Raw genomic sequence first — 5,565 nt, 5'->3', positions numbered from 1 at the left:
CGGACCGGTCTGCATCGCTCTGTCAGTGCCTGAATCTGCCGTGGTCGTCCAATCCTGGCGAAACCTGCTGTTCGACGGATCGCTTGCGAACGGCAGTAATGTCCCACGATCCGGCATTCGCGTCCGGCAGCAGTCGACCCAACGTCGGTCATTCTCGTAAACTACTTTAAATGTCCTATCCTGCCGTAAGCTGCCGATAGGCACTTCAAAGCGGACGGTCGCCATGGCGCCCTTAATTCAGTCATTCAGCGCTATCACCCCTCTTTCCATCTGCGGACAGTCTTGAAACCGGGAAATGTTCTGATGTTTACATTACTGCGGTGAGCTTCAGCGCGTCACCACATCTCGATTCATCGGGGCAAGTTTGGAGAGCAGGCGGTTCTGTGCAGCGAAGCTCACTCTCTCGACCGCCATCGCCGCCTGAAGGTTCTCGACCAGCACGTTTAGGTCATCGATCTGAACGCCCAAATCTTTGTGTGAAGAGGCCATGTCGCGCCCGGAGTAATCGCATCCGGCGTTGAGGATGTAGCAGAACTGTTCGAACAGTGTGCGGCGCAGGCGGACCAAATCGTGCGAGACGAAGATTTCGGAAATTCGGGGGTCGGCTGTCGCGCGATCGACCATGTTGTCCACGATGCGGCGGATGCCGTCCTGGCCATGAAAAGCATCGCGCATCCCAGTGCCGGCAAATGGCGCGGCGCCTGCGTGCGCGTTCGACATTTCATACGGATCGATCGGGAGTTCGCCGGTCACAGGATCGCGCTGAGGTTCCGGCGCGAGCGCGGCTTCTTCGGTCACTTCGGGCTCGGGTCCGGGCTCGGTTTGCATATCCTGCAGCGCGACCAGAGCGAGGGCAAAAACGTTGCTGATCATGTCGGTATCCCCGTCCGGAAACTCAAAACGCCGCCTGCAGCGACAGGAAGGCGCCGCGCTGGTTGTCGGCGGTCGCGATGCTCCCGAGATCGACATACGCCGCTGTCACCGTGACGTTGCGGGTCAGCGCATAAGCGGCGAACAGATCGACCCAGTCGTCCTCGCGCGCGATCCCTAGATTGTCGGGCTTGGTGCGATATTCGCCGCCGACGACGAACCGCCGCGAGAACTGGTAGGCAAGCGATCCTTCGAACTGCGGCTTGGGATCGTTTTGGGTCGCGCTTCCAAAGCCCAGCAGGCCGTTCTGGTTGGCCTTGGTGAACCGCACGGTGGCGTTGGCCAGCAGGCTTTGCGACAGGAACAGCTTGGTCGCGCTGATATAGACATCGGTGCCGTTGGGGGATGCACCGCCGACCGCGGCGACAACTGCGGAATCGCTCGATCTTTTGTGCTGCACGCCGATGGCGATCTGCGGCATCAGCGCATCGCCATAGACGACATCGCCTGCGAGCCTGAGCTTTGCGCCGAACACGTCCTGGTTGAGCGTATAACCGCGTCCCAGCCCCAGCGCCGCGCCGATATCGATCGTATCGAGGTTCTGCCGGGCATAGCTGAGTTCGACCCGATCGAAAAAGCCCAGCGAGACGCCATGGCTCGTCCAGTTATAGTCGGGCAGTTCGATTACGGTACCATGCACCGATCCGCCGATGCCCTCCTGCGTGGCATTGCCGGCGATGGCGCTCCAGGTGGCAAGTCCACCACCGCCGGCACCCTCAATGGTGCTGACACCGTTGGTGAGCAGAAGCTTGCCGCCGTTGCGCAATTCCTGCGCATGGGCCGGCTCAAGAGCGAGGGCGAGAGCGGCGAACATGACCAGGCTGGTGGCCGGACGAGGGGAAGGAAAACCGAGCATGCTTTCTGGTAACCTGTCACTGCCTAATCAACCGTTAAGCATATTGCCCCGCCATGGATCCAAAATGCAAAAACAGCCCATCTCCAAAAATTGGCGGGATTACCTGTAAAATCACGCTTTGCGGCGAGCGTTTGTTAACCAGATCAAGCTAGTCCTGGCATCATGCTCAGTCGTCCTCGCCTCGCCCTCGCAGCGTTCATGGCAGCTCCTGCCGTCATTCCCCTGCTCTCGGTCACGGGTTCTCACGCCGCTGGTCCCGCCTCGCTTGCGGTCAGCGTCAAGCAGGCCAATGGCATGCCGGTCAGGGATGCAGTGGTGATGGTCTACCCGAAGGCCGGAGGTGCCAGCGGACCGATCCGCTTTGGCTGGAAGAACGACATGGCGCAGTCGAATATCGCGTTCAGCCCCGGCACGCTGATAGTGCCCGCCGGTGCCACGGTGCGCTTCCCCAATCTCGATAAGGTGCGCCACAGCATTTACAGCTTCTCCAAGGCCGCCAAGATCGACATCCAGCTTTATGGTCGTGACGAGACCCGAACCCATACCTTTGCGGTGCCGGGCAATGTCGCGCTGGGCTGCAAGATCCATGATTCGATGCGCGGCTACATCAAGGTGGTCGACACCCCCTATGCCGCCAAGACCGATCACAACGGCCAGGTAAAGATCGCCCAGCTTCCCGGCGGCACGGCGACCGTCAGGGTGTGGCACCCGGCCATGCGCAGCCGCACCGGCGAGCAGGTGGAGACAATCACGCTGGCGGTTGGCCAGGCCACATCCCGGGCAATCTCTGTCGACCTTCGACCGGCCAAATAGCAGCCGATGAAGCTAGCCAGCCTCTCCGGATCGACCCGCTTCCGTTCGCTCTCGACACGCATCACCGTCTGGTATGCGGTCGTCATCGCGCTGACGTTTGGCGCGTTCATCGTCGTAGCCACCGGCGGTGTCGAGCGTTATGCCGAGGGCGTCGCCACCAGGGAGATGGCGACCAGCGCGGCGACCTTCGACAAGATCCTGGAATTGCAGGCGGCCCAGATGCGCACGTCGGCAGATGTGCTGGCGGCGGACTTCGGCTTCCGCGAGGCCTTTGCGATCAGCGACCAGCCGACGATAGCCAGCGCGCTGGAGAGCCTGCGCGTGCGGGCCGATGCGCCGCTCGCCATCATGGTGCCCTTGCAGGGCGATTTCGTCAGTACCGGCACCCCGTTGCTCGTGGCAGAGCAGGACGCGCTGTGGCAGGCGATGGATTCCGGCGCCGATCGCGGTGTCTTCAAGGTCGGCGGTCGCTTTTACAATGCGGTCGCAGCGCCGATCATGATCCCCGATCTGGCAGGCTGGCTGGTGCTTGCCCGCCCGCTTGATTCCGCTTCGATGGGTGACATGGCGGGCGTCGCCCCCGCAGGCATGACCGCAAGGATACGCAACGGCGGAACGCTACCTGGCGGCGTATCCCTGGCACAGGCCAGCGGCAAGAATCCCGTGGAAGCGCGGATCAACGGCGAACGCACGCTGTATTGGTCCAAACCGATCCGCGCGCTCGACGACGGTCTCAAGCCCCGACTCGTCCTGCGCTTCGCGCTGAGCGCCGCGCTGGAGCAATATGCACCGATCAAATATCTGCTGATGGCGCTGAGCGGGCTCGGCCTGCTGCTGTCGAGCGCTATCGGGGCGTTCGTCTCGCGCGGAATCACCCGGCCGATCGCGGCGCTCGACCTTGCCGCGCGTGCGATCAGCGCCGGATCGCGCGACAAGGTGGCGATCACCTCACGGGACGAAGTCGGCAGGCTGGCCGACAGCTTCAACTCGATGGTCGATTCGATCAAGCAGCGTGAAGAGCGGATCACCCACATCGCGCTGCACGACGAACTGACCGGGCTGCCGAACCGGAAGCTGTTTGCCGAGCAGCTGGAATTCGCACTGGCTCGCCGCGCCCGCGACGAGCGCATCGTTGTGATGTATTTCGATCTCGACAACTTCAAGGCAGTCAACGACACGCTGGGGCACCCGGTGGGCGATGAGTTGCTGCGCGCCGTTGCCGACCGGCTGCGCGACACCATCGGCGGTGCTCTGATCAGCCGCCAGGGGGGCGATGAATTTGCCATCCTGATCGACCAGATCGATCCCGCCACCAATCTGGTGCTGCTTGCCGACCGGGTCAGCGCGGTCTTCCATTCGGCGTTTCAGCTGGCCGAGCACCGGCTTGAGACCAGTTCGAGCATCGGTATCGCGGTGGCCCCCAACGATGGCGATACCCCGGACGAGCTGATCAAGAATGCCGATCTTGCGCTGTACCGTGCCAAGAACGAGGGGCGGAACTGTTCGTGCTTTTTCGAGCAGGCGATGGACCTGGAAGCCCGCAAGCGCCACCAGATGGAAATCGACATGCGCGAAGCCGTGCGCGATGGGCACTTCCACCTCAACTACCAGCCGCTGTTCAGCCTGGAGCAGAACCGGGTGATGGGCTTTGAAGCGCTGATCCGCTGGCAGCATCCGCTGCGCGGCCTGATATCACCTGCCGAATTCATTCCGCTGGCAGAAGACACCGGTATGATCGTCCCGATCAGCGAATGGGTGTTGAAGGAAGCCTGCCAGCGCGCGCGGCACTGGCCCGCAAATGTGCGGATCGCCGTCAATTTGTCGCCGGTGCTGTTCAAGAACGCAGGCCTACCCCTGATGGTAATGCAGGCACTGAACGCGGCGGGGCTGGCACCGGACAGACTGGAGCTGGAAGTCACCGAATCCCTCTTCATCGACAATGTCGAGCGAACCACCACGATGCTCAACGCGCTGCGCGAGTGCGGCATCCGCATCGCACTCGACGACTTCGGAACGGGTTACAGCTCGCTCAACTATCTGCGGTCGTTTCCGTTCGACAAGATCAAGATCGACAAGAGCTTCGTCAACGATCTGGCCACAGATGCCAGCTCGCGCGCGATCATCGGAGCGATCACCGCGCTGGCGTCGGCACTTGGGATGGAAACGATCGCCGAGGGTGTCGAGGACAACGACCAGCTCGAAGCCTTGCGGGCGCAAGGATGTTCGAACATTCAGGGCTATTTCTTCAGCCGCCCGGTCGGAATCGAGGACGTTGATGCGATGATCGCCAATATGCGTTACGCGAAACACTGCCGATCGGGATTCGAGGGCGTCAAGGCACCAAACAAGGTAGCCTAACCTTTGAAGATTACGCGCAGGAAAAGGTCGACCAAATTGCCAATGCGCAAATGCCTAGGCCCGGCTGTCCGAATGGCCATCCGAGCATGCACTGGAGAGGCCTAATGCTGCTCACTTCTTTCGCTGGCTTTAGTCTATTGCCCTTTGATGCGTAGGTCCTGGATTGTCCGAATTGTCTCTTGTGACTGATCCCACATCAGGAAATTTCCTTTGTAATCAAATAACTTAATGGTTGCCGTGGGAAATGCCGCCATCGCGCGTTCCGCCTGCTACGGTAGGTCCACGCGATCGAGCGCCTAGTGGGCGACATCGTCTACCACAACGCAGATACCCGCCGTGCGGCAAGCAGCCCAGTTGGCGTCGCTGTACGCGACGGGCCACATGGAGGATGAGTGTCGGCTACTGGAAAAGCCCGCCGTTCGACCTATCGCCAAGGTACAGCCGTTTTGTCCCAGCATCAGACGAATTTTACAAAGTGCGATAATATTGATTATGTTAAATTAAATCAATGGCTTAGCGTACTCGGCGGAGCCTATTCGATGGCATTGCGATTTGCAATCGTCTGAAACCAATCAGGTTGCAAAGAGATCGCCTTGTGATCTGGTCAG

At 60.8% G+C, this 5,565-nt stretch carries 4 protein-coding genes; 2 read left to right on the top strand and 2 right to left on the bottom strand.

Going from position 1 to position 5,565, the window contains the following annotated elements; translation table 11 throughout:
- Window positions 1-327: 327 nt before the first annotated feature.
- Together ACEW8G_RS09015 and ACEW8G_RS09010 are read right to left on the bottom strand one after the other, a co-directional pair.
- Window positions 328-798 (bottom strand): group 1 truncated hemoglobin, encoded by a 471-nt coding sequence (locus ACEW8G_RS09015; RefSeq protein ID WP_373488093.1) that lies wholly within the window; start codon window positions 796-798, stop codon window positions 328-330.
- Window positions 799-895: 97 nt separating this feature from the next.
- Complete coding sequence (locus ACEW8G_RS09010) at window positions 896-1,786, bottom strand: DUF3034 family protein (RefSeq protein WP_373488092.1); 891 nt, start codon at window positions 1,784-1,786, stop codon at window positions 896-898.
- A gap of 162 nt (window positions 1,787-1,948) precedes the next feature.
- Between ACEW8G_RS09010 and ACEW8G_RS09005 the strand changes: the two genes are divergently transcribed.
- Both ACEW8G_RS09005 and ACEW8G_RS09000 read left to right on the top strand, forming a co-directional pair.
- Window positions 1,949-2,599 (top strand): methylamine utilization protein, encoded by a 651-nt coding sequence (locus ACEW8G_RS09005; RefSeq protein ID WP_373488091.1) that lies wholly within the window; start codon window positions 1,949-1,951, stop codon window positions 2,597-2,599.
- A 6-nt stretch (window positions 2,600-2,605) separates the two neighbouring features.
- Window positions 2,606-4,957 carry a putative bifunctional diguanylate cyclase/phosphodiesterase gene (locus tag ACEW8G_RS09000; RefSeq protein ID WP_373488090.1) on the top strand — a complete coding sequence of 784 codons (2,352 nt, stop codon included), beginning with the start codon at window positions 2,606-2,608 and terminating at the stop codon, window positions 4,955-4,957.
- The last annotated feature ends 608 nt before the right edge of the window (window positions 4,958-5,565 follow it).

The organism is Blastomonas sp., from assembly GCF_041747255.1.
Classification (GTDB): domain Bacteria; phylum Pseudomonadota; class Alphaproteobacteria; order Sphingomonadales; family Sphingomonadaceae; genus Blastomonas.
The sequence above is the reverse complement of the archived record's forward strand: the minus strand, read 5'-3'. Positions and strand labels throughout refer to the sequence as shown.